Source organism: Herbaspirillum sp. AP02 (assembly GCF_015767275.1).
In the GTDB taxonomy this organism is placed as follows: Bacteria; Pseudomonadota; Gammaproteobacteria; order Burkholderiales; family Burkholderiaceae_D; genus Herbaspirillum.
In genome coordinates this window covers 321575-343371 of sequence record NZ_JADWMY010000005.1, presented here as the reverse complement: position 1 = coordinate 343371, position 21797 = coordinate 321575, and the positions used below count along the sequence as shown (strand labels likewise).

Below are 21797 nucleotides of genomic sequence, written 5' to 3'. Positions count from 1 at the left end.
GGTGAGAGCGGCGGGGGTGGAGGAGGGAGAGAGTGAGTGGGGCGTGACTTAGCGGATCGGCAGGCGGATGGTGTTCTTCACCTCCTCCATCACCGCATAGGTATGCGTCTCGCGCACGCCTTTGAGCTGCAGCAGCGACTTGCCCAGGAATTCGCGATAGGCGTTCATGTCCTTGACCCGCGACTTGACCAGATAGTCGAAGCCGCCCGCCACCATGTGGCACTCCATGATCTCGGGAATGCTCTGCACGCTCTTCTTGAACTCGGCGAAGACATCCGGCGTAGTGCGGTCCAGCACCACTTCGATGAATACCAGCAGCGACACATCCAGCAGCTCCGGATTCAACTGCGCCGCATAACCCAGGATATAGCCGGCCTCCTGCAGCTTGCGTACCCGTTCCAGGCAGGCCGCTGGTGACAGGGCCACGCGCGCGGCGAGGTCGACGTTGCTGATACGACCATCGTTTTGCAGCTCTGCCAGAATTTTCTTGCTGATCTTGTCGAGTCCGGCCATGGTTTCTGAACTTTATTCAGTTAAAAAAATTTAGAGTGAATTTTATTCTGATTATAAAGGGAATAAACGCGCCTAATATCAAGGAAGAGTCAATAGAATCCTCCCTCATAAAAAACACAACGTAATGCGGGCATGAAGTGCCGGAAACGGCTCTTCTGCGCGGATGACAGCAGTATCTCGGCAAGAGTGTTGACGAGTTTTGTTTTGCCAGGGCTTGCCTGCGCTTACCCCTGTATTCGCAGAAAGTACAGCATCAACGGAATTGCATCGCCCGCGCCCACAAGGTGCGGGATGGCGCAAATCCTGCTTTTCCAGCGTTTTCAATGCAATCACCAACCGCAGTCTGACTTTCTAGAAGAGAGGAAACACCCCATGTTCAAGCGCGTCTCCGGACTCAACATCATCGCAGCCTCGCTGGCGCTGATCCCCGCCTTCGCCATGGCGCAAGAAGCGCAGGTCGTCAAGATCGGTTTCTCCAGCCCCCTGACCGGTCCCCAGGCATCGGCCGGCAAGGATAACCAGGGCGGTCTGATGATGGCAGTCGAGCGTCTGAATGCGCAACCCATCACCGTGGGCGGCAAGAAGATCAAGTTCGAAGTCATCGCCGAAGACGACCAGGCCGATCCCAAGCAGGGCGTGGCCGTGGCACAGAAGCTGGCTGACCAGGGCGTCAAGGCCATCGTCGGTCCCTACAACTCGGGCGTGACCATCCCCGCCTCGCGCGTCTACAACGATGCCGGCATCGTGGTCGCCACCGTCGCCTCCAACCCCAAGATCACCCAGCAAGGTTTCGCCACCCTGTTCCGCGTGGCGGCCAGCGACAGCCAGTTGGGCGGCAAGATGGCCCTGTACGCTGCCAAGGAACTCAAGCTCAAGCGCGTGGCCGTGATCGATGACCGCACCGCCTACGGCCAGGGCCTGGCCGAGGAATTCGCCAAGGTCGCCAAGGCCAACGGCATCGAAGTGGTCAGCAAGGACTTCACCAACGACAAGGCCACCGACTTCACCGCCATCCTGACCTCGATCAAGGGCAAGAAGCCCGACGCCGTGTTCCTGGGTGGCTACGCTCCCCAAGGCGGCCCGATCAAGCGCCAGATGAAGCAACTGGGCATCGACGTCCCCCTGATGGGCGGCGACGGCATCTGCTCGCCGGAAATGGGTCGTCTGGGTGGCGACGCCATCGGCGAGACCGTCTACTGTACCCAAGGCGGCACCATGCTGGACAAGGCCAAGGACGGCAAGATCTTCTCCGACGACTACCAGAAGAAGTACAGCCGTCCTGCCGAAACCTATGCGGTCTCGTTCTATGACGGCATGATGCTGATCGCCCAGGCCATGAAGCAGGCCAACTCCATCGAGCCCAAGGCCTTCGGCCCGGCCCTGGCCAAGATCAGCTACAAGGGCGTGGCCGGTCAGTACGACTTCGACGCCAACCACGACCTGAAGCAATCGCCCGTGACCGTCTATCGCTTCAAGGACGGCCTGCCGGTCCCCCTGACCAGCTACTGATCGGTCCTCCACGGGCTGTGATGCGGCCTGATCCTGCCGCCCGCGCTAGCGGGCGGCGCGCCAGGCCTCCCGACCCCCGCTCCAGAGATGTACATCCCCGCTTCCCGCCGGCCCAGGCCGACCGGGAGCGGTTTGTCGTACCCGCTTGAGCCTGCACGGCGACATCTCCCGCTGACAGGCGCGGCACAGTGTCAGGCTGTGCCCTTGGCGGCCCGCAGCCTACCAGGAAGGAAGCCACATGCTCAGCTACACCCGTACCGTCCAGACCATCGATGCCCACACCGGCGGCGAACCGCTGCGCATCGTCGTCTCCGGCCTGCCCAAGATCCCCGCCGGCACCATCCTGCAGCAGCGCGCCTGGCTGCGCGAACACCGCGACGACCTGCGCTGTTTCCTCATGAACGAGCCGCGTGGCCACGCCGACATGTATGGCGCCTACCTGCTGCCGCCGGTCAGCGCCGGTGCCGACTTCGGCGTCATCTTCATCCACAACGAAGGCTATAGCGACATGTGCGGCCACGGCATCATCGCCCTGGGCAAGGTGCTGGTCGAAATGGGTTACGTCGAACGCACGCAGCCACAGACCCGCATCTGCTTCGACGCCCCGGCCGGCTTCATCGAAGCCTTCGTCGAGTGGGACGGTGTGCGTGCCGGCAAGGTCAGCTTCAACAACGTACCGGCCTTCATCTATCGTCGCGATGTCGAGGTGCAGACCCCCAGCTTTGGCAAGATCAGCGGCGACATCGTCTTCGGCGGCGCCTTCTACTACTACATCAACGCCGCCCAGGCCGGCCTGACCGTCAAGCCCGAACTGGTGCGCCAGCTGATCCAGCTGGGCGCCGAGACCAAGGCCGCCGTCATCGCCAAGGTCGCCATCCAGCATCCGCTGGAGCCTGGCCTGAATACGCTGTACGGCACCATCATCGACAGCGAGCCCAATTTCCCCGGTGCCGATCAATCCAATGTCTGCATCTTCGCCGACCGCGAGGTGGACCGCTCGCCCACCGGCACCGGTACCTCCGGCCGCGCTGCCCAGCTGTTCCTGCGCGGGCAGCTGGCGCTGAACCAGCGTTACGTCAACGGCAGCATCGTCGGCAGCAATTTCGGCGTGCGGGTGACTGCCGCCACCCAGGTCGGTGACTTCGATGGTGCGCTCACCGAGGTCAGCGGCCACGCCCACATCATGAGCACCAACCAGTGGGTGCTGGAAGAGTCCGATCCCTTCCCGACCGGCTTCTTCCTGCGCTGAGCGCACTCCCTTCGAGACAGGACCTCCATGCACATCCTCGATCCCCACCAGAGCGCCCAGGCGCTGCCCTATGCCGCACTGGTCGATGCCCTGGCACGCGCTGCGCAGGAACTGGCCAGCGGTGCCATCCGCGCCCCGGAACGCCAGGTCGTTCCCATCGATGCCGCCAGCGTCCTACTGGGCATGCCGGCCATCGCTGACGACCTCTCGGTGACCAAGCTGATCACCGTCCACGCCGACAACGCCCGCCATCACCTGCCCGCCATCCAGGGCGAGGTCATCGCCTTCGACACCCACACCGGTCGACGTCTGGCACTCATGGATGGCCCCACCGTCACCGGCCGCCGCACCGCCGCCATGAGCATGCTGGGCATACGCACCCTGTTGCCGCGCAAGCCGCAATCGGCGCTGCTGATCGGCACCGGCGCCCAGGCCGCCGCCCACGCCGATGCCCTGGTCGAGTATTTCGGCGTATCGCAATTCTGGGTCGCCGCACGCGACCTCGAACGCACCCAGGCTTTCTGTCGCGCTATCAGTGAACGTCACCCGCAGGCCGTGGCCAGTCCGCTCCCGGCACGGATGTTGCAAGAGGAATTGCCACGCACCGACGTGGTGATCGCCATGACCACCTCGCGCGTGGCGGTGATCCCCGAAGGCATTGCACCGGATACCCTGGCCATCGGCGTGGGCGCCTTCAAGCCGGAGATGGTGGAGTTCCCGGCCACGCTGTTGCATGCCCGTCGCATCGTGGTCGATGACCTGCCCGGAGCGCACCACGAGGCCGGCGACCTGATCCAGGCCAAGGTCGACTGGCAGCAGGTGGTGGGCATCGCCGACGTGCTGGCCGGCAAGGCGCCGGCCGCCACGCTGCACAAGGACGGGGCATTGCCGGTGTTCAAGACCGTGGGCCAGGCCTCATGGGACCTGGCCGCCGCGCGCGTGATGCGCGCAACGCTGGGACTCTGAAATTGAACGTGCAATCGCAGGAAATTTGATAAATAATTTACGATTTTTTTGCGATTGCGGTTTCCTTGCGGTTGTTGTTCTTCTTTTTCCGCGTTTTTTCGCATTCCCTTTTGCAGTTTTTCATATAAATCATCCTCCACAAGGAGACAGCGTTTCATGGACATTTTCATCCAGCAGATCATCAACGGATTGGTGCTAGGCAGCATGTACGCACTGATCGCCCTGGGCTACACCATGGTGTACGGGGTGCTGAACCTGATCAACTTTGCCCACGGCGACATCCTGATGGTGGGGGCCATGGTGGGCCTGTCGCTGCTCAAACTGGTGCAGCATGTGGCACCGGACCTGCCGGGCATCGTCAAGCTGATCATCGCCATCGTCGGTGCGATACCGGTGTGTATCGTGGTCAGTCTCCTGATCGAACGCATCGCCTACCGCCCGCTGCGCAATGCACCGCGCCTGGCGCCGCTGATCACCGCCATCGGCGTGTCGATCCTGCTGCAGACCTTCGCCATGATGATCTGGGGCCGTAGCCCGCTGCCGTTCCCGCAGGTCATGCCGTCCGACCCGGTGCATATCGCTGGTGCACTGATCTCGCCGACCCAGATCATGCTGCTGCTGCTGGCCCTGGCCGCCATGATCGGCCTGGTGCTGATCGTGGAAAAGACCAAGATGGGCCGTGCCATGCGCGCCACCGCCGAGAACCCGCGCATCGCCGGGTTGATGGGGGTGGACGCCAACCGCGTCATCATCGTCACCTTCGCCATCGGCGCGGCCCTGGCGGCCATCGCCGGCGTGATGTGGGCGGCCAACTATTCCACCGCGCAGTTCGCCATGGGCTTCGTGCCCGGCCTGAAGGCCTTCTCGGCGGCGGTGCTGGGTGGCATCGGCAACATCTACGGCGCCATGCTGGGCGGCATCCTGCTGGGACTGATCGAAAGCCTGGGTGCCGGCTACATCGGCGACCTGACCGGCAACTTCCTGGGCAGCAACTACCAGGACATCTTCGCCTTCATCGTGCTGATCATCGTGCTGACCCTGCGCCCCTCCGGGATCATGGGCGAGCGCGTGGCGGATCGGGCTTGAGTGTGCAAGGTGTGCGCACCTTGCACACCTTGAAACGTAAAGACCTAAAAGTTTAAAAAACAGAACTTAGAGAATCGGAAGAGAACACTATGGCTCTCATGACCTTCGACATGAAGCGCAACCCGCAGCAGGCGCGTATCAGCCTGCTGGTGCTGTTGGCGCTGATGATCATCTTCCCCATGATTGCCCAGCATTTCGGCAATTCCTGGGTGCGTATCATGGATATGGCGTTGCTCTACATCATGCTGGCCCTGGGCCTGAACGTGGTGGTGGGCTTCGCCGGCCTGCTGGACCTGGGCTACATCGCCTTCTACGCCATCGGCGCCTATACCACGGGCCTGTTGGCCTCGCCGCAGTTCGCGGCCGTGATCGAGTCCTTCGTCAATACCTATCCCGACGTCGGCAACTTCCTGGTCTGGCTGTATGGTCCGCAGATCGTGCAGAACGGCATCCACCTGTCGCTGTGGCTGATCGTGCCGATCTCGGGCGTGCTGGCGGCCCTCTTCGGTGCGCTGCTGGGTGCGCCCACCCTGAAGTTGCGCGGTGACTACCTGGCCATCGTGACCCTGGGCTTCGGCGAGATCATCCGCATCTTCATGAACAACCTGAACGCCCCGGTCAACATCACCAACGGCCCGCAGGGGATCAACCTGATCGACCCGATCCGCGTCTTTGGCGTGTCGCTGGCCGGCGAACCCGGCTCCGGTTCCATGGTCAAGGTGCTGGGCATGAGCCTGCCCTCGGTCAATGCCTACTACTACCTGTTCCTGGTGCTGTGCATCTTCGTGATCTTCTTCTCGGTGCGCCTGCAGGACTCGCGCCTGGGCCGTGCCTGGGTGGCCATCCGCGAAGACGAGATCGCGGCCAAGGCGATGGGCATCAACACCCGCAACGTCAAGCTGCTGGCCTTTGCCATGGGCGCCTCCTTCGGTGGCGTGGCCGGTGCCATGTTCGGCGCCTTCCAGGGCTTCGTCTCGCCGGAATCCTTCTCCCTGACCGAATCCATCGCCGTGCTGGCCATGGTGGTGCTGGGCGGTATCGGCCACATCCCCGGCGTGGTGCTGGGTGGCGTGATCCTGGCGGCCCTGCCGGAAGTGCTGCGCCACGTGGTGGAACCGCTGCAGATGGCCATCTTCGGCCGTGTCTGGATCGATGCCGAAGTGTTGCGCCAGCTGCTCTACGGCCTGGCCATGGTGATCATCATGCTGACCCGCCCGGCGGGCCTGTGGCCCTCGCCGCGCCATGAAGACCGTCCCGAAGTGGACCATACCAAAGTCGGCACGACCGGCGAAGTCAACGCCTAAGCTGGAGCACAGAACATGACACAGACACTGCTCAAGATCCGCGACGTCAGCAAGCGTTTCGGCGGCCTGCAAGCCCTGAACGGCGTGGGCATCACCATCGAGCGCGGCCAGATCTATGGCCTGATCGGCCCCAACGGCGCCGGCAAGACCACCTTCTTCAACGTCATCACGGGCCTGTATCAACCGGATACCGGCAGCTTCGAGCTGGACGGCAAGCCGTATTCGCCCAGCGCCCCGCACGAAGTGGCCAAGGCCGGCATCGCCCGGACCTTCCAGAACATCCGTCTGTTCGGCGAGATGACCGTGCTGGAAAACGTGATGGTCGGTTGCCACGTGCGCACCAAGCAGAACGTGTTTGGTGCGGTGTTCCGCCACAAGGCGGCCCGTGACGAAGAAGCGGCGATCCGCGCCAAGTCGCAGCAACTGCTGGACTTCGTGGGCATCGGCCAGTTCGCCAAGCGCACCGCACGCCACCTGTCCTACGGCGACCAGCGTCGCCTGGAAATCGCCCGTGCCCTGGCGACCGACCCGCAGCTGCTGGCGCTGGACGAACCGGCGGCCGGCATGAACGCCACCGAGAAACTGGGCCTGCGCGAGCTGCTGGTGAAGATCCAGGCCGACGGCAGGACCATCCTGCTGATCGAACACGATGTGAAGCTGATGATGGGCCTGTGCAACCGCATCACGGTGCTGGATTACGGCAAGCCGATTGCAGAGGGCGTACCGGCCGATGTACAGAAGAACCCGGCGGTGATCGAAGCCTATCTGGGCGCGGGCCATTAAGCGAGACCACAGAACATGACAACGAACATCCTCAAAGTCGAACAACTGAGCGTGGCCTACGGCGGCATCCAGGCCGTCAAGGGCATTGCGCTGGAAGTCAACGAAGGCGAACTGGTAACCCTGATCGGTGCCAACGGCGCCGGCAAGACCACCACCCTGAAAGCCATCACCGGCACGCTGCCCAGCAGCAAGGTAGATGGCCATATCTCCTACCTGGGCAATCCGCTGAAGGGCAAGAAGTCCTTCGAGCTGGTCAAGGACAAGCTGGCGATGGTGCCGGAAGGGCGGGGCGTCTTCACCCGCATGAGCATCCAGGAAAACCTGTTGATGGGTGCCTACACCAGCAATGACAAGGGCCAGATCCAGGCCGACATCGACCGCTGGTTCGAGGTCTTCCCGCGATTGAAGGAGCGCGCGGCGCAGATGGCCGGTACGCTCTCGGGTGGTGAACAGCAGATGCTGGCCATGGCGCGCGCGCTGATGAGCCACCCCAAGCTGCTGCTGCTGGACGAGCCCTCGATGGGCCTGTCGCCGATCATGGTGGAGAAGATCTTTGAAGTGATCCGCAATGTGTCGGCCCAAGGCATCACCATCCTGCTGGTGGAGCAGAACGCCAAGCTGGCGCTGGAGGCGGCGCATCGCGGTTACGTGATGGAGTCGGGCCTGATCACCATGGAAGGCGAGGCCAGGCAGATGCTGGATGATCCGCGGGTCAAGGCGGCTTACCTGGGTGAGGGGTGATCCGGACGAGTCTGTCGCGCCGGTGACACCGATGTCAGCAAAACGCCGCAGCCGCAAGGCCTGCGGCGTTTTTTCGTGCTGTCGGTCCTGCCGCCTGCACAGGCGCGGCCGGCCTGGCTGTGCCGCTCGAGTTCGGATTCTGTGGAAAATTAAAGATGGATAAATTTATTTATACCGAATTTAATATTGGTTATATGCATGAAATACAGAATTAATATTGGTGTTTAGCACATAGAATCCGGTTGCCAAAATCCTTCCCATCCTGAACTCCAGACCATGACTACCGTTGCCTCTGCCGCGCCTGCGGCCACTGCTTCCAGCCTGCCTTTCGGCGCCTTCCACGCCGAGTTGCTGCCCGCTCCCAGCCCTCTGCGCGCCGCCATCACCGCCGCCTACCGTCGCGATGAGCGCGAGGCCGTGCAATGGCTGTTGCAGCAGGTCCAGGGCGACCCGTCCTGGAAGGAGTCGACCCAGCAACTGGCCCGGAAACTGGTGCAGCAGGTGCGCGAGAAGCGCACCCGCTCGTCCGGCGTGGACGCGCTGATGCACGAATTCTCGCTGTCCTCGGAAGAAGGCGTGGCGCTGATGTGCCTGGCCGAGGCGCTGCTGCGCATCCCCGACCGCCAGACCGCCGACCGCCTGATCGCCGACAAGATCAGCAAGGGCGATTGGCGCAAGCACCTGGGCGAATCGCCTTCGCTGTTCGTCAATGCCGCCACCTGGGGCCTGCTGATCACCGGCAAGCTGGTGTCCACCAGCAGCGAAAGCGGCCTGACCCAGGCCATCACCCGCCTGATCGGCAAGGGTGGCGAGCCCCTGATCCGCAAGGGCGTGGACCTGGCCATGCGCATGCTGGGCAACCAGTTCGTGACCGGCCAGACCATCGAAGAAGCGCTGGAGAACAGCCGCGACAACGAAAAGCGCGGCTATCGCTACTCCTACGACATGCTGGGCGAAGCGGCCCTGACCATGCACGATGCCGATGCCTACTACCAGTCCTACGAGCAGGCCATCCACGCGATTGGTCGCGCCTCCAACGGCCGTGGCATCAAGGACGGCCCGGGCATCTCGGTCAAGCTGTCGGCCCTGCACCCGCGCTATTCGCGCGCCCAGCACGCGCGCGTGATGAGTGAACTGCTGCCGCGCCTGAAGCAGTTGCTGCTGCTGGCCAAGCAATACGACATCGGCCTGAACATCGACGCCGAGGAGGCCGACCGCCTGGAACTGTCGCTGGACATGATGGAAGTGCTGGTCGCCGATCCCGACCTGGCCGGCTTCGAGGGCCTGGGCTTCGTGGTGCAGGGTTACCAGAAGCGCTGCCCCTTCGTTATCGACTACCTGGTGGACCTGGCACGCCGCCATGGCCGCCGCCTGATGATCCGCCTGGTCAAGGGCGCCTACTGGGATAGCGAGATCAAGCGCGCCCAGGTCGATGGCCTGGAAGGCTATCCGGTCTATACCCGCAAGGTACACACCGATCTCTCCTACCTGACCTGCGCACAGAAGCTGCTGGCCGCGACTGACGTGATCTACCCGCAATTCGCCACGCACAACGCGCTGACCCTGTCGGCCATCTACCACTGGGCCAAGCAGCACCAGATCGACAACTACGAATTCCAGTGCCTGCACGGGATGGGCGAGACCCTGTATGACCAGGTGGTCGGTGCCGACAATCTGGGCAAGGCCTGCCGCATCTACGCCCCGGTCGGTTCGCACCAGACCCTGCTGGCCTATCTGGTACGCCGCCTGCTGGAGAACGGCGCCAACTCTTCCTTCGTCAACCAGATCGTCGATGAGGCGGTCTCGCTGGACAGTCTGGTGGCCGATCCCATCGAGACCGTGCGCGCCCAGGGCGGCCTGCCGCATCCGGCCATCGCCGTGCCGCAGCGCCTGTATGGCGAGGAACGCACGAACTCAGCCGGTATCGACCTCTCCAACGAAACCCGCCTGCAACAGCTGGACCAGGCCTTTGCGGACATGGCTGGCCGCCAGTGGCAGGCCGCGCCGCTGGTGGCCGGCGAGATTGTCGCGCAGGGCGCGCAGCCGGTGCGCAATCCGGCCGACCATCGCGAAGTGGTGGGGCAGGTGATCGAAGCCACGGTCGCCGATGTCGATACCGCGCTGACCGCCGCCACTGCCTATGCGCCGCAATGGCAATCCACCCCCGCCATTGAGCGTGCCGCCATGCTGGAACGCGGCGCCGACCTGCTGGAAGCCAACATCGCCGAACTGATGGCCCTGGCCGTGCGCGAAGCCGGCAAGTCCCTGCCCAACGCGATTGCCGAAGTCCGCGAAGCGGTGGACTTCCTGCGCTACTACGCCATCGCCTCGCGCCACGACGGCAATGTCCTGGCCTGGGGACCGGTGGTGTGCATCAGCCCGTGGAATTTCCCGCTGGCCATCTTCATCGGCGAGGTCAGCGCTGCGCTGGCCGCCGGCAACGTGGTACTGGCCAAGCCGGCCGAGCAGACTGCCCTGATCGCCCATCGCGCCGTGCAATTGCTGCACGAGGCCGGGATTCCCCGCGCTGCGCTGCAACTGCTGCCGGGCCGTGGCGAGACCGTGGGCGCAGCCCTGACCTCGGACGTGCGCGTCAAGGGCGTGATCTTCACCGGCTCCACCGAGGTGGCGCAACTGATCAACCGCACCCTGGCCAAGCGCTCGCATGACGATGGCGATGGCAGCGGCGAACACGGCGAAGTACCGCTGATCGCCGAGACCGGCGGTCAGAACGCGCTCATCGTCGATTCGTCGGCCCTGGCCGAACAGGTGGTGCAGGACGTGCTGTCCTCGGCCTTCGACAGTGCCGGTCAGCGTTGCTCGGCGCTGCGCGTGCTGTGCCTGCAGGAAGACATCGCTGACCGTACCCTGGAGATGTTGAAGGGCGCCATGGCCGAGTTGCGCGTGGGTCGTCCGGATCGCCTGTCCACCGACATCGGCCCGGTCATCGACGTCGAAGCCCAGCAGAACCTGCTGGCCCACATCGAACGCATGCGCGGCAGCGCCCGTTCGGTGCACCAGCTGCCGCTGGACCCGGCCTGCCAGCACGGTACCTTCGTGCCGCCGACCGTGATCGAGATCGACGACCTGGCACAATTGCAGCGCGAAGTCTTCGGCCCCGTGCTGCACGTGCTGCGCTATCGCCGCGATGCCCTGCCGCAGTTGATCGACGCCATCAATGCCACCGGCTACGGCCTGACCCTGGGCGTGCATTCCCGCATCGACGAGACCATCGAGTTCGTCGCCCAGCGCGCCCATGTCGGCAACATCTACGTCAACCGCAACATCGTGGGCGCTGTGGTCGGGGTCCAGCCCTTCGGTGGTGAAGGCAAGTCCGGCACCGGTCCCAAGGCCGGTGGCCCGCTCTACCTGAAGCGCCTGCAACGCAATGCGCAGCTGCATGAAGAACTGACCCGTGCCCAGCCCTCGGCGGTCCCCAACGCCTTGCTGGACAGCCTGCTGGATTGGGCCCGCACGCACGGCCATGAACGCCTGGCCGCCAGCGGCGAGCGCTATCACCGCGACAGCCTGCTGCAGCGCAGCCTGGTGCTGCCCGGCCCCACCGGCGAGCGCAATACCCTGGCCTTCGCCCCGCGTGGCCTGGTGCTGTGCGTGGCCGCCAGCGTGGGTACCTTGCTCAACCAGCTGGCCGCCGCCTTCGCCACCGGCAATACCGTGCTGGTCGACGAGGCCACCGCAGCGCTGCTGCCGGCCGGCTTGCCGGCCCCGGTGCGCGGCGCTATCCGTCGCGCCGCCCGCCTCGATGGCGAAGCGCTGCAGGCGGCGCTGGTGGACAGCCACCAGGCCACCGCCTGGCGTGCCAGCCTGGCGCAGCGGGAAGGGGCGCTGGTGCCGCTGATCCTGTGCAGCGAAGATACGGCCATCCCGCTGTGGCGCCTGCTGGCCGAGCGTGCGCTGTGCGTCAACACCACGGCCGCCGGCGGCAATGCCAGCCTGATGACGATCTCGGTGTAAGCCTACCCGCCGCGTAGCGGAGTCGTCCCATCCGCTGAGACGGGCGCCCGGACCTTGTGTCCCGGCGCCCGTTTTTCTTGCCGGCGTACAATATGGCTCCCCTGCGTGCGGCGTGCGGCCGGAATGTCTTGCAATCGGCACGGCCAGCCCCATCTCGACAGGACGTGGGGCGGCCAGGCCTGCCCCGCAGCACCTACGCATATATTTGAACAGAGGCAAGCATGGAACAATTTCACGGCACCACCATCCTTTCCGTCCGTCGCGGCAACCAGGTCGCGTTGGGCGGCGACGGCCAGGTGACGCTTGGCAACATCGTCATGAAGGGCAGTGCGCGCAAGGTGCGCAAGCTCTATCACGGCAAGGTCCTGGTCGGTTTCGCCGGCGGCACGGCTGACGCCTTCACCCTGCTGGACCTGTTCGAAGCCAAGCTGGAAAAACATCAGGGCAACCTCATGCGCGCCTCGGTCGAGCTGGCCAAGGACTGGCGTACCGACCGCATGCTGCGCCGCCTGGAAGCAATGCTGCTGTGTGCCGACAAGGAAACTACGCTGGTCATCACCGGCAATGGCGATGTGCTGGAGCCCAATGACGGCATCGGCGCCATCGGTTCCGGCGGCAGCTACGCGCAATCGGCTGCCAAGGCCCTGTATGAGAACACCGAGCTGACCCCGGCCGAGATCGTCAAGAAATCGCTCACCATCGCCGGCGAGCTGTGCATCTACACCAACCTGAACCACATCATCGAGACGCTGGATTAAGCCCAGCCTTGGGTTGCACGGCAGCGCAGTGCGCCTGCTCTCCTGATGAACCGTCACAGCGAAAAGATCACCACCATGAACATGACCCCCAAGGAAATCGTCTCCGAACTCGACAAGCATGTCGTCGGCCAGGCCCGCGCCAAGCGCGCGGTGGCCATTGCCCTGCGCAATCGCTGGCGTCGCCAGCAGATCGAGGAGCCGTTGCGGCACGAGATCACGCCCAAGAACATCCTCATGATCGGCCCCACCGGCGTGGGCAAGACCGAGATCGCGCGCCGCCTGGCCAAGTTGGCCGATGCGCCCTTCATCAAGATCGAGGCGACCAAATTTACCGAGGTCGGTTACGTCGGTCGTGATGTCGATACCATCATCCGCGACCTGGTCGACATCGGCATCAAGCAGACCCGCGAAGTCGAAACCCGCAAGGTACGCACCCGCGCCGAGGACGCCGCTGAAGACCGCATCCTCGACGTGCTGCTGCCGCCGGCGCGCGATTTCGGATTCACCTCCGAGAATGGCAGCAGTGGCGAGAAGGACGACAAGAACACCACCCGCCAGACCTTCCGCAAGCGTCTGCGCGAAGGTGCGCTGGATGATCGTGAGATCGAACTGGAATTGAGCGATGCTGCGCCCACCATGGAAATCATGGCGCCACCGGGCATGGAAGAAATGACCGAGCAGATCAAGTCGATGTTCTCGGGCATGGGCAACCAGCGCAAGAAGGCACGCAAGATCAAGATCAAGGAAGCCATGAAGCTGCTCATCGAGGAAGAAGCCGCCAAGCTGGTCAACGATGAAGAGCTCAAGCTGAAGGCTATCTCCAACGTGGAACAGAACGGCATCGTGTTCCTCGACGAGATCGACAAGATCGCGACCCGCTCGCAGAACGGCAACGCCGATGTCTCCCGTGCCGGCGTGCAGCGTGACCTGCTGCCGCTGGTGGAAGGTACCACCGTCAATACCAAGTACGGCATGGTCAAGACGGATCACATCCTCTTCATCGCCTCCGGCGCGTTCCACCTGTCCAAGCCCTCGGACCTGATCCCGGAACTGCAGGGTCGCTTCCCGATCCGGGTCGAACTGGATTCGCTGTCGATCGCCGATTTCGAGCGCATCCTGACCGGTACCGATGCCTGCCTCACCAAGCAGTACCAAGCCCTGCTGGCGACCGAAGGCGTCAAGATCGAATTTGTGGACAGCGGCATCAAGCGCCTGGCCGAGATCTCGCACAGCGTCAATGAAAAGACCGAGAACATCGGTGCACGTCGTCTCTACACGGTGATGGAAAAACTGCTGGAAGAGATTTCCTTCACTGCCGGCGAGGCGGGCGTGGACGGGCTCATGATCGATGCCGATTATGTCAATGAACGTCTGGGCGAACTGGCCGTGGACGAAGACATGTCGCGCTACGTTCTGTAATCTGATTGCCGCTGGCGGGAGCTTGCGATGGCCAACAAGACATTGGGGACACGTCAGAAACTAAGTTTTCGCGTCGAGCCATCGCAATCCCGGCCACGCAATCCGGTCGCCGTGGCGGCCCAGCAGCGCGCCGGTGGCGCAGGTCCGCATCGCAAGAATGCCTCGGCTCAACGGCAGCAGCTGAAAGCCGATCTGCAGGGCAAACTGGTCGGTGACGACAAGGACTGATCAGCATCTGCAAGCCTGCAGGCAAGATGTTTCAAAATGTTAGATTTTGGTGAAAACGCCGGTAGAGATACCGGCGTTTTTCCTTTGAAGCAGGCTGCTTGCCGATGAGGACAAGGCAGGTGATGGGGGACGAGGCGATAAAAAAATACAACAATTGCCATTTCAATCTTTCGCTCCCGTCTAAAAAATGACTTGTATCGACCAAGGTGCAGTCATGCGCGGCGAGAAGCATTAATGTCTGTCCATCCGACTGCAAGTGCGGATCCTCAAGACTATTTTTAGAGAAGGACGTCACATGAAAAAATCTCTGCTGGCACTCGCCGTTCTGGGCGCGTTCGCAGGCGCAGCACAAGCGCAAAGCTCCGTCACGATCTACGGTATCGTCGATACCGGTGTTGTCTACCAAAGCAAGGTTGCTACCACCAACGGCGGCACCGGCTCCAAGTTCGGCCTGAACTCGGGCATCATCCAAGGTTCGCGCATCGGCTTCAAGGGTGCTGAGGATCTGGGTGGCGGCCTGTCCGCAGTCTTCAACCTGGAAGCTGGCTTCAGCAACGACACCGGTGGCCTGCAAGGCTCCGACGCTACCACCGGTTCCAACCTGTTCCGTCGCAAGTCCGTGGTCGGTCTGGCTGGTGGCTTCGGTACCGTCCTGCTGGGTCGTCAAACCGACTTCGCCGACACCATCTCGGCTTACACCGCTGTGAACGACTTCGGTGGTTGGGTCAACAACTCCGGTTCCGGTCTGGATCGCCTGCAAGGCACCCGCACCAACAACTCCATCAGCTACACCACGACCAACCTGAGTGGCTTCACCGGTAACCTGATGTACGGCTTCGGCGAAACCGCTGGCCAGACCTCCGCCGGTCAATCCTTCGGCGTCGGCGGCAAGTACGACAACGGTCCTCTGGGTCTGGGCATCAACTACTACCAGTCCAAGGCTGGCTCGACTCCGTCTGACGTCTCGCTGATCCCGGCAACCTCGACCACCGCCAGCGTCAACACCCTGTCGGCCAACGCTGGTAGCTCCGCTCAGAAGGTCCTGAACGTGGCGGCGTCCTACCAGTTCGGTCCGGCTCGTGTGTACGGTAACTACTCGCGCGTGAAGCAAGACCTGAACACCCAGGCCAACCTCACCGCCATCGGCGTGGGCTCGCTGACCACCCTGACCAACCGTACGCTGGCCCGTTCCAACAAGGCTGACATCTACGAAATCGGTACCGCTTACTCGCTGACCCCGTCGCTGAAGCTGCTGGCTGCAGTGGACCACACCCGTGCTACCTTCGACGGCGTGGGCACCAAGGCCAAGCTGACCCAGGTCAGCCTGGGTAGCGACTACTGGCTGTCCAAGCGCACCGACCTGTACGCCTTCCTGGCCTACACCAAGGCTAGCGATCTGGTCAATCCGGGCGTCTCCGACAGCACCGGCAACGATGGCAACCAAGGCGCCGTCGCCGTGGGTATCCGTCACAAGTTCTAATGTGAATGAGCAGCGTCGTCGACTTTGACGACGCCTGCCGATCCACAATCGGACTAGCAGTAACAAAGCGCCGCATGAGTTTCATGCGGCGCTTTTTTTCGTGCTTTTACACTGTTTCGTTTTTGTTGGTTTTCCGTTTGTGTTTCTTAGATTTTGCAACAATAAAAATAAGCCTGTAAAAACGTGATGCCTCCTTCGCATTCGACTCGGTTTCACTTTCGACACCCTGCTTGCAGGGAGCCGGGATACGCAGTTTGGTGTGCCGCAAAATGCTCGCTTTTGAATCGCAAAAACCTGACGAAACCCTGACTGGTGGCCGATCTTGATGACTGTAAAGAAAGCGTAATAGACCTCCCTGTTTACGCACTTTTCTGCGCTGCACTGCTCTAATATCCACCATACATTTCGATGCCTGCAGGAATCTTCCTTCATGAGGACTCTTGCACGGCGTCGCCCCTCACGCTCGGATAGCGGCATCAATTTCTAAGTTTTTTGATGCATACGGAACCGACGCAGCTTGCTGCGCCGGAGGGGATTTCTTTTCCCAAGATTTTGTTTGCAGTTGCAAGCGCAACAGCAGGCGCAACAGAAAGGAAGCAACATGGCCACAAGAGAAGAGCTAGCAGTCATCAAGGCGGCCCGTGCCGGCGAATCGTGCGCGCAACTGGCTCTGGGTCGACGTTATCTCAATGGCGGCAGTGGTCTGCCGCGCAGCAAGGGTACCGCGTTCTATTGGCTGCGCCGCGCCGCCCAGCAAGGCGTGGACGATGCCTGGATGATCATCGGCCGCAACATTACCTACGAGCAGGTCAAGGATCTGTCGTCCCCACAGGAGGCCGCGGTCTGGTACGAAAAGGCTTTTGAGGCGGGTGTTCCGCAAGCCGGCCTGATTTTCGCCCGACTGGTGCTGGAGCATACCGACCAGTTCGACAGCAATGCCCACGCTCGCGCCATTGCCGCGCTGTCCTTGCTGGCCAGTCGCGATGATCATCAAGCGCAGTGGCTGCTGGCGCAGCAGATGCAACGTCACGGCCAGCCGGTGGTGCCGGGTGCGGCTTCATCGGCGGTGGAAGAAAGGCTGATGCAGGAAGCCGCCCGCGCCGGCATCGAGCAAGCCCAGTACGCCCTGCTCGACAAGGCCTGGCAGCAAGGGGAGGGCGAGGCCTTTGCACGTGGCGCGCGGCCGCTGGTGGAGCGACTGCTGGAGCGCAACAGCGCCGCCGTTGGGCAGCTGGACAAGGAGGCCGATGCCGCTGGCCTGGTAAGGCTGATTCCCGAGGAGGCCACGTTGCTGTTGCGCTATGGCCAATGGCAGGCGCGCACGGTGCAACCCGAGCTGGAGGAGCTGATGCGTCTGTTCGAGCTGGCCGCCGTGGCGGGAGAGAACGAGGCCCGTCTGGAACTGGGCCTGCTGTGCGCCAAGATCGACCGCCAGGGGCAGCGGGTGTTCATGGAACACGGCCTGGCCAACTTCAAGAAGGCCCTGCACTGGCTGGAGCTGGCCGGAGAAGGGGGCAGTGCACCGGCCTGGCATGCGCTGGCACGTATCTATTCGCGTTCCATCTATTCGCAGCGCAATCTGCAGGTGGCGCAGCAATATCTGGAGAAGGCAGCCGAGGCCGGCCTTACCGAGGCACAGGCGGAATTGGCGCACATCTTCTGGCGCAATCGCCGCGACGACCCCATGCACGACGTCAAGGCCCTGTACTGGTGGCAGCAGGCCGCTGCCCGGGGCGATGCGGAATCGGCGGCGGCGCTGCTGCCGTTCCAGGCGCAGGAAGACGCGCAGGACTGGGCGGTGCAGGCGCGTGCGCAGTTGAGCGACCGGCTGCGCAACAGCAGCCCCTTCCTGAGTGCCCGGATCGAACTGGCGGCCATCTTCGGCCTGACCAAGCCGGAGGCGTTGCTCATCGACGTCAAGCAGGCCGATTACGGCCATTGCCTGGTGGTCGACATCTGCGCCCATCATGCCCGCAGCAAGCGGCGCCTGATCGCGGTGCAAAACGAGGCGCAGCGGGCTGCGATCAACCGCGTCAGTCGCCTGTTCGGCGACGTCGACTGCGGCTTCAGCGGCCCGGAAGGTAACTACCGTCAGCGCCAGTACCGCCTGCGCACCGCCTTCCCCGAGGTCGCCTGACGCGGTGGGCCGGCGCCACGCCTACATGTGGTAGCGCAGGCTCAGCGCGACGTTGCGCGGCGCGCCCGGCAGGCTCAGGTTGGGGCTGCTGCCGTGGCCGGAGATGATGTAGCCGGTGTTGAAGATATTGCCGATATTGAGTTGCAGCTCATAGCGGGCGGTGCGGTAAGCCGCCATCGCGTCGGCGGTCACATAGCCGGGCAGGGTGACGGTATTGCCGGGGTTGGCAAAGCGTGCTCCGACGGCATTGGCGCCCCCGCCGACGATGAAGCCCTCCCCCAACTCCTTGGTCAGCCACAGGTTGGCGCTGTGGCGCGGGGTGAGGGTGGCATTCTTGCCCTTGAAGGGCACATTGCCGGCCGCCGTGACGCTGGTGTCGAAGGAGGATGACTCGGTGATCACCGCATCCAGGTAGGCGTATCCGGCCAGCAGTTTCCAGCCCTGCTTGAGGTCGGCACTGAAGGTGAATTCGGCGCCATCGGTGCGCTGCTTGCCGACTGGTACGATCGTATTGTTGGGCAGGGTCGACTTGATGTTGTCGCGCTCCAGGCGGAACACCGATACGGTGGCACTGGCCCGTCCTTCCCAGAAATCATATTTGGCACCGACTTCGGTGTTGCGCGTGTTTTCCGGCGACAGGTCGGCGTTGTTGGTGGCCAGCGCGAAGTTCTCGCCGGAGGGCTGGAATGAGCGGCTCCACGAGAGGTAATAGGATTGCGTCTCGCTGGGTTGCCACACCAGGCCGGCGCGCGGACTGTAGGCGGTGTCGGTGCGGGACAGGTTGCTGGGCACACCGGCGGCCGACACCAGCCTGGCCTGCTGGCGGAAGCTGTCGTGACGCAGACCCAGCAATGCCTTCCACTGCGCATTGAAGGTGATGCTGTCCTGCAGATAGGCCGCAAAGGTGTCGTAGGTGCCGTAGGTCAGCGATGGCGCGGTCACGCGATCGGGATTGACCAGCGGCAGCACCGGATTGAAGATCGAGACCGGCGCCACACCCGAGCTGCCACCGGCTACCGCCACGCCGCCATAGGTAGCGGCGTCCTTGCTCTGGCTGCCCACTTCCACCCCATACAGGATTTCATGCCGCGTCTGGCCCAGCGCCAGCTTCTGCGTCAGTTCGCTCTGGTTGAACCAGCCGTTTTCATCGCGCACCAGCTTGGCATGGTTCAGGGCCATGGTGCCGTTGGTCTCGTTGACGTTGCCGTTGATGTTGGTGTTGTTGCGGTTGAGGTGGTAATCGTAATAGCGCAGGCCGTTGCGGAAGGAAAACTCGTCGTTGAAACGGTGCGTGAAGGTTGCCGTGGTGGACGCCACGCGTGATTGCACGAAGTCGGCGTCGCGGGCATTGCGCGCTCCGAAATAGGTGCCTGGGTCCACCGCCACCGGACGTCCGCGATAGGACGGGATGCCGAAGTCCATCACGCGCCGGTCTTCCAGGTAATCGGCCTGCAGCAGCAGTTTGGTATCGGCCGAGAAGCGCAAGGCCAGCGAGGGGGCGATGGCCTTGCGGTCGATGAATTGCTGGGCGCGGTAGCCGTCGCCGCGTTCCAGGGCACCCGTCAGGCGCCAGGACAGCGCACCCTCGCCGGCGCCGCGTCCCAGGTCCAGTTCGGCACGACGACCGGCAGTGCTGTTGGCGGTGATGCCGACGTCGCTGATATCCACACCCGGCTTCTTGCTCACGCGGTTGATCAGGCCGCCGGAGGAGCCACGTCCGTACAGCACGGCGGCCGGGCCCTTGATCACTTCCACATTCTCCACATTGGACAGGTCGCGGAAATACAGTGCGTCGTCGCGGAAACCGTCCACGAACTGGTCCCCGATGGCGGTAAAGCCGCGGATGAACACCTGGTCGCGCTGGCCGTCGCCGGTGGACAGGCCCAGCCCGGGCACGTTCTTCAGGACATCCTGCAGCGAGGCCGCATTCTGGTCGCGGATCACCTGGGCCGGCACCACATTGATGGTCTGCGGCACGTCGCGCAGTGGCGCCTCGCTCTTGGTGCCACTGACTGCAGTTGGTGCCACATAGCCGTCATTGGCGCGGACCCCGCTGACCTCGACGGCCGGCAGGGATGAAGTGGATTCCTGGGCCCAGGCCAGGGACGACAGGGAGCAGGTGGCCAGGACAGCCAGGTGCAGCGGATGTAGGCGGAAATTCATTCGATTCTTCACAATGAGGTCGATTAATAGGAATAATTATTATTCGTATTAAATGACGATTGTAAGAAGATGTAAATAGAAAGCTGCCTATCCGCCATCTGCTCCCGTGAAATGGGAATGAAAAGGCAGGGCAAGGCCAGCGATCCCGCCCGCGAAGGCAGGATCACATCGTGCAGATCAGGGGATCAGGGAAAGGACTGAGGGCGGGGGCGGCCCGCGTCAGTGGAGGTGGATGGCCTGTTCGCCATCGGCGCCGCCATCCGGGCCGGCCTGGCCGAAGGAATAGAGGGAATAGCTGGTGCCGTCGTCATCGGCCTCGTACTGGTAGGAGTTACCCCAGGGATCGCGTGGCAGGCGGTCGACATAGCCGCCGATGGACCAGTTGGCGGGCACCGGTGCCCGCGTCGGCTTGATCACCAGGGCCAGCATGCCCTGCTGGGTGGAGGGGTAGCGGCCATTGTCCTGGCGATAGCGGTCCAGGCCGCTGGCGATGGCCTGCATGTCCTTTTCGGCCGCCATGGCTTGCGGGCTATGGTCGTGGTTGAAGCGTGCCACCAGCGGCGGCAGCGCCAGGGCGGCAGCGACGGCCAGCACGGTCAAGGCCAGGATCCAGCGCAGGCGCGCCAGGCCGCGCTGCAGGAAGAGGAATGCAGGGTGTTGCCGCGAGGGCAGGGGAGAACGACGCATGGAAGCTGCTGGCTTGGTCAAGGGGCGGTAGGGAATCAACGGTGCGCAAATCAACGGTACGCAGCGACAAGCGCAGGGCCCCCACCCGCGGCGGCGGCCCTGCACTGGCCGGCCATCAGGGCTGCAGGGTCACCGGCACGCCGGCCTGGCTGCTGACCACTTCTGACAACGTGGCATAAAGCTCGCTGCCATCGCGGGTGTTGAGCCAGTGACGGCCGTCGAATTTGTAGTGGAAGCCGCCAGAACGGGCTGCCAGCCACATTTCCTGCATCGGTGCCTGGCTGTTGATGATGATCTTGGAGCCATTGTCGATGCACTCGATCTCCAGTACGTTGCCGCTGCGGCTGCATTCCACGTCCAGCTCGCTGGCGTCGCAGGCGTCTTCCAGCGCCGTTTCGATGGCGTTGAGGGTGGCGTCAGCCAGGTCCAGGAATTCCGATTCGGTCATGCTACACTCCAAGGCATTCTAAGATTTCGATGTAATCCGACATTTTATCGTGAAGTCACACTATTCTCCCGTCCGTCGTGCAGCTTCCCTGGCCCTTTGTGCCGCCGTCCTGATGTTGGCCGGCTGCGGCCAGAAAGGTCCGCTGTACATGCCCAAGGTGCCGCCCGACCCGTTTGCGCATACCCAGCCCAAACCGGCGGCCCCGCAGCCGGACGCCAAGGCCGGCGCGCAGCAGGGTGGCGATGTAAGCCCGGCGGCGGCCGACGCCCCCGCCAAATAAGCCCCCGCGCTGCGTGACCCGGAGGGGCCGCGCAAGCCAGGTTGCAAAGCAGCTGCAAAGCGGCGCCGAAC

General features: G+C 63.2%; 18 protein-coding genes. 14 read left to right on the top strand and 4 right to left on the bottom strand.

Going from position 1 to position 21797, the window contains the following annotated elements; all coding sequences use genetic code 11:
* Positions 1 to 48: 48 nt before the first annotated feature.
* Entirely contained in the window at positions 49 to 513 is a 465-nt protein-coding gene (locus I5R65_RS13405; RefSeq protein ID WP_180668134.1) for an Lrp/AsnC ligand binding domain-containing protein, read from the bottom strand.
* A gap of 372 nt (positions 514 to 885) precedes the next feature.
* On the opposite strand from I5R65_RS13405, the gene I5R65_RS13400 reads away from it, so the two are divergent.
* The 13 genes from I5R65_RS13400 to I5R65_RS13340 all read left to right on the top strand — a co-directional run bounded on the left by I5R65_RS13400 (position 886) and on the right by I5R65_RS13340 (position 18148).
* Positions 886 to 2022, top strand: coding sequence for a branched-chain amino acid ABC transporter substrate-binding protein (locus I5R65_RS13400; RefSeq protein WP_006464874.1), 1137 nt, complete (start codon positions 886 to 888; stop codon positions 2020 to 2022).
* A gap of 238 nt (positions 2023 to 2260) precedes the next feature.
* A complete protein-coding gene (gene lhpH, locus I5R65_RS13395; RefSeq protein ID WP_180668133.1) occupies positions 2261 to 3271 on the top strand; it encodes a trans-3-hydroxy-L-proline dehydratase in 1011 nt (336 codons plus the stop codon).
* Between the two features lie 27 nt (positions 3272 to 3298).
* Positions 3299 to 4237: a delta(1)-pyrroline-2-carboxylate reductase family protein gene (locus I5R65_RS13390; protein ID WP_180668132.1), complete on the top strand. Its 939-nt coding sequence runs from the start codon at positions 3299 to 3301 to the stop codon at positions 4235 to 4237.
* A 156-nt stretch (positions 4238 to 4393) separates the two neighbouring features.
* Positions 4394 to 5323: a branched-chain amino acid ABC transporter permease gene (locus I5R65_RS13385; RefSeq protein WP_180668131.1), complete on the top strand. Its 930-nt coding sequence runs from the start codon at positions 4394 to 4396 to the stop codon at positions 5321 to 5323.
* Positions 5324 to 5412: 89 nt separating this feature from the next.
* Entirely contained in the window at positions 5413 to 6627 is a 1215-nt protein-coding gene (locus I5R65_RS13380; protein ID WP_180668130.1) for an ABC transporter ATP-binding protein, read from the top strand.
* Between the two features lie 15 nt (positions 6628 to 6642).
* Positions 6643 to 7410, top strand: coding sequence for an ABC transporter ATP-binding protein (locus I5R65_RS13375; RefSeq protein WP_006464705.1), 768 nt, complete (start codon positions 6643 to 6645; stop codon positions 7408 to 7410).
* A 15-nt stretch (positions 7411 to 7425) separates the two neighbouring features.
* Positions 7426 to 8151 carry an ABC transporter ATP-binding protein gene (locus I5R65_RS13370; protein ID WP_180668129.1) on the top strand — a complete coding sequence of 242 codons (726 nt, stop codon included), beginning with the start codon at positions 7426 to 7428 and terminating at the stop codon, positions 8149 to 8151.
* 276 nt (positions 8152 to 8427) lie between these two features.
* A complete protein-coding gene (gene putA, locus I5R65_RS13365) occupies positions 8428 to 12126 on the top strand; it encodes a trifunctional transcriptional regulator/proline dehydrogenase/L-glutamate gamma-semialdehyde dehydrogenase (protein ID WP_180668128.1) in 3699 nt (1232 codons plus the stop codon).
* A 221-nt stretch (positions 12127 to 12347) separates the two neighbouring features.
* Positions 12348 to 12884, top strand: a complete 537-nt coding sequence (gene hslV / locus I5R65_RS13360) for an ATP-dependent protease subunit HslV (RefSeq protein WP_077235891.1) — start codon at positions 12348 to 12350, stop codon at positions 12882 to 12884.
* 75 nt (positions 12885 to 12959) lie between these two features.
* Positions 12960 to 14303: an ATP-dependent protease ATPase subunit HslU gene (hslU, locus tag I5R65_RS13355; protein ID WP_180668150.1), complete on the top strand. Its 1344-nt coding sequence runs from the start codon at positions 12960 to 12962 to the stop codon at positions 14301 to 14303.
* A gap of 27 nt (positions 14304 to 14330) precedes the next feature.
* Positions 14331 to 14531 carry a hypothetical protein gene (locus tag I5R65_RS13350; RefSeq protein ID WP_180668127.1) on the top strand — a complete coding sequence of 67 codons (201 nt, stop codon included), beginning with the start codon at positions 14331 to 14333 and terminating at the stop codon, positions 14529 to 14531.
* A gap of 295 nt (positions 14532 to 14826) precedes the next feature.
* Positions 14827 to 16011, top strand: a complete 1185-nt coding sequence (locus tag I5R65_RS13345; protein ID WP_180668126.1) for a porin — start codon at positions 14827 to 14829, stop codon at positions 16009 to 16011.
* A 601-nt stretch (positions 16012 to 16612) separates the two neighbouring features.
* Positions 16613 to 18148 (top strand): SEL1-like repeat protein, encoded by a 1536-nt coding sequence (locus I5R65_RS13340; protein ID WP_180668125.1) that lies wholly within the window; start codon positions 16613 to 16615, stop codon positions 18146 to 18148.
* Positions 18149 to 18169: 21 nt separating this feature from the next.
* On the opposite strand, the gene I5R65_RS13335 is transcribed toward I5R65_RS13340, so the two are convergent.
* The 3 genes from I5R65_RS13335 to cyaY all read right to left on the bottom strand — a co-directional run bounded on the left by I5R65_RS13335 (position 18170) and on the right by cyaY (position 21446).
* Entirely contained in the window at positions 18170 to 20311 is a 2142-nt protein-coding gene (locus I5R65_RS13335) for a TonB-dependent siderophore receptor (protein WP_180668124.1), read from the bottom strand.
* A gap of 219 nt (positions 20312 to 20530) precedes the next feature.
* Complete coding sequence (gspG, locus tag I5R65_RS13330) at positions 20531 to 20998, bottom strand: type II secretion system major pseudopilin GspG (RefSeq protein ID WP_180668123.1); 468 nt, start codon at positions 20996 to 20998, stop codon at positions 20531 to 20533.
* A gap of 115 nt (positions 20999 to 21113) precedes the next feature.
* Positions 21114 to 21446, bottom strand: a complete 333-nt coding sequence (gene cyaY / locus I5R65_RS13325) for an iron donor protein CyaY (RefSeq protein ID WP_180668122.1) — start codon at positions 21444 to 21446, stop codon at positions 21114 to 21116.
* A gap of 49 nt (positions 21447 to 21495) precedes the next feature.
* Here cyaY and I5R65_RS13320 point away from each other — a divergent pair, with 49 nt between their 5' ends.
* Complete coding sequence (locus I5R65_RS13320) at positions 21496 to 21726, top strand: lipoprotein (protein ID WP_370460940.1); 231 nt, start codon at positions 21496 to 21498, stop codon at positions 21724 to 21726.
* The last annotated feature ends 71 nt before the right edge of the window (positions 21727 to 21797 follow it).